At 65.9% G+C, this 2990-nt stretch carries 3 protein-coding genes; 2 read left to right on the top strand and 1 reads right to left on the bottom strand.

The window, feature by feature from the left end:
* Both AC1DKD_RS40445 and AC1DKD_RS40440 read left to right on the top strand, forming a co-directional pair.
* Window positions 1-1385 (top strand): PAS domain-containing sensor histidine kinase (locus AC1DKD_RS40445; protein WP_477144664.1); only part of this gene is annotated, 1385 nt, incomplete at its 5' end.
* A gap of 114 nt (window positions 1386-1499) precedes the next feature.
* Window positions 1500-2132, top strand: coding sequence for a response regulator transcription factor (locus AC1DKD_RS40440; RefSeq protein WP_045240083.1), 633 nt, complete (start codon window positions 1500-1502; stop codon window positions 2130-2132).
* Window positions 2133-2192: 60 nt separating this feature from the next.
* Here AC1DKD_RS40440 and AC1DKD_RS40435 read toward each other — a convergent pair whose 3' ends face one another.
* Window positions 2193-2888, bottom strand: coding sequence for a hypothetical protein (locus AC1DKD_RS40435; RefSeq protein ID WP_477110942.1), 696 nt, complete (start codon window positions 2886-2888; stop codon window positions 2193-2195).
* Window positions 2889-2990: the final 102 nt, after the last annotated feature.

Here is a 2990-nt window from a genome sequence, read left to right as displayed (position 1 = left end):
GCCGTGTGCCGCCCTTCCCCTACTGGCCGCCCAACGACCAGCAGGAAATGCAGAAGCAGATCGACCTGACGCTGCAGGGCAAATCGCCTGCCGGCGGCTACGAAATGCGCGTGATGCGGCGTGACGGCAGCAGCTTCTACGCCCGCATGTATGTGTCGCCGCTGGTGGACGGCCGTGGCAGGCATACCGGCTGGATGAGCTCGATGACGGATATCACCGAGCCCAAGCGCGCCCGCGAAGAGCTGGCCGCGGCGCACGACCGCTTCACCACGGTGCTGGAAAGCCTGGATGCCGCGGTGTCCGTGCTGGCCACCGACAAGCCCGAACTGCTGTTCGCCAATCGCTACTACCGGCAGTTGTTCGGCTGGGAAGCCGAGGGCCACCTCAAGCTGGCCGGCGGCGAGATCGACAAGGAGCAGGTCTCCAGCGATGCAACCGACTTCGTCGACGCCTACGCCGGCCTGCCGGCCTCGGAGTTGATGCCCTACTCCTCGGACGCGCGTGAAGTGTTCGTGCCCGACATGCAGAAATGGTTCGAAGTGCGCCGCCGCTATATCCAGTGGGTGGACGGCCACCTGGCGCAGATGCAGATCGCCACCGACATCACCGTGCGCAAGGCCGCCGAGGAAATGGCGCGCCAGCATGAGGAGCGGCTCCAGTTCACCAGCCGCCTCACCACCATGGGCGAGATGGCTTCGTCGCTGGCGCACGAGCTGAACCAGCCGCTGGCGGCGATCAACAACTATTGCATGGGCGCGGTGGCCCGGCTGCGCTCCGGGCGCAGCACCGCCGAAGACCTGATCCCGATCCTGGAGAAGACTTCGGCGCAGGCGGTGCGCGCAGGCACCATCATCAGCCGCATCCGGGGCTTTGTGAAGCGCAGCCAGCCGCAGCGGCGCGAAGCCGCCCTGCATGACATCGTGGCTGACGCGGTCGGCCTGGCCGACCTGGAAGCCACCCGCCGCCGCGTCACCATCCTGACCCGGCTACCGGCCCCGCCTTTGCTGCTGTTCGTCGATCCGGTACTGATCGAGCAAGTGCTGGTCAACCTGCTCAAGAACGCCGTCGAGGCCATGGCCGGCCTGCCGGCCATGCGCGCCACCGGCGTGGTCCGCCTGCACGCGCGCGTGGAGCCGGGCGAGTTTGGTCAGGTCATGCGCATCGACGTGATCGACCAGGGCCCCGGCGTGGACGAGGCCACCAAGGAACGGCTGTTCGAGCCGTTCTTCAGCACCAAGTCCGACGGCATGGGGATGGGGCTGAATATCTGCCGCTCCATCATCGAGTCGCACCAGGGACGGCTGTGGGTGGAGAATAATGCCGACGGCATCGGCTGCACATTCAAGATCATGCTGCCCCTGCTGCCGGCGCATATCGACCAGTAAATCGCTGGCCGTGCCGCCAGGTTCCCTGCCACGCGCCCCAGGGCGGCCCCTGTTGCTTGCCGCCCGGCCCGGTTACACTTGGCGGCAAATGACTTTGTTGTCCCAGGAGACTTCATGACCGTAACGCCAAACCCCACCTCCCACCGCGGCGAGACCGTCTTCATCGTCGACGACGATGAAGCCATGCGCGACTCGCTGACCTGGCTGCTGGAGGGCAATGGCTACCAGGTTCGCAGCTTTACCAGCGCCGAACAGTTCCTCTCCGCCTACGACGCAGGCCAGGTTTCCTGCCTGATCCTCGACGTGCGGATGCCGGGCATGAGCGGGCCCGAGCTGCAGGAACGCATGATCGCGGAGAACATCAATATTCCGATCGTCTTCATCACCGGCCACGGCGACGTGCCGATGGCGGTCTCCACCATGAAAAAGGGCGCGATCGACTTTATCGAGAAGCCGTTCGACGAGTCCGAACTGCGCTCGCTGGTGGAGCGCATGCTGCAAAAGGCCCGCACCGACCACTCCGCCGCCCGCGAGCAGCGCGCCGCCAAGGACCTGCTGGGCAAGCTCACCACGCGTGAACAGCAGGTGCTGGAGCGCATCGTGGCAGGCCGGCTGAACAAGCAGATCGCCGACGACCTGGGCATTTCCATCAAGACCGTGGAAGCGCATCGCGCCAACATCATGGAAAAGCTCAACGTCAACACCGTGGCCGACCTGCTGCGCCTGGCCCTGTCCAAAAGCAGCTGAGCCCGCGCCAGAAAGAAGAATGGCAGTCCGGCCCCGCTGGCCGGCGGACGGGCTGCCTGCTCAACGCCTGAGATATTCCTCGTCGCGGAAGGTCACAACCCATTGYGGTTTGTAGACCACGAACACCGCCACCAGCATGCCCGTGAGAAACGCCTCGCCAAACGCCAGGATCAGCACCGCGGTCAGCGTATCGGGCAGCGACAGCACGCCATCGCCCACGCTGTAGCTACGCCAGATCGCCCTCGCCGCGCCGGCGCCCAGCGCGGCCAGGCCGGCGGCAAAGTAGCCGTGACCAAGGATGAAGACAAAGGGATGGCGCGGCAACAGCCGGCGCATGGCGCCCTGCAGCGCAGCCGACAGCAAGGCCGGCAACAACCCCATCCAGACATAACGCGGCCAGAGCGCGGCCCAATCCAGCTGAGCCCAGCCGTGCCCGGCCAGGTACCCRAGGCCGAGCAAAGACACCAGGTCGATCACGAACAGCGACAGCAGGGCCAGCGGCAGCCCGAACAGCGTCACCATCAGGGTGGCGCCAAACAACTGGATCACCATGCCGCCCGGCAGCGTCGCCCTTAACGTCCACAACAGCGCCAGCAATAACAGCGCGCCCAGCCAGCCATTCTGCAAGGCGTCGCGGCGCAGCAGTTGCCAGGGGCGCCGGCTCAGCGCCCAGGCCAGTCCGGCCAGGCTGAATGTCAGCAGCACGGCATGTTCGGCTGGCGTGCCAGGCGTAACGAGAGGGGTCAGGGCAGGCATGCGGACATACTACCAGCGCCCCAAGCTACTTCGCCCCGGGTTGCGTCAACCTTTATAATTCCGCTTTGACCACCTCCCGCCCTCCCGCGCCCATCCCATGCC

The organism is Cupriavidus sp. 05T313 (genome assembly GCF_056396665.1).
The sequence above is the reverse complement of the archived record's forward strand: the minus strand, read 5'-3'. Positions and strand labels throughout refer to the sequence as shown.

Bases quoted from the DNA above. Each gene is read 5' to 3' on its own strand.
- AC1DKD_RS40440 (WP_045240083.1), top strand. From the start codon at position 1,500: ATGACCGTAACGCCAAACCCCACCTCCCACCGCGGCGAGACCGTCTTC.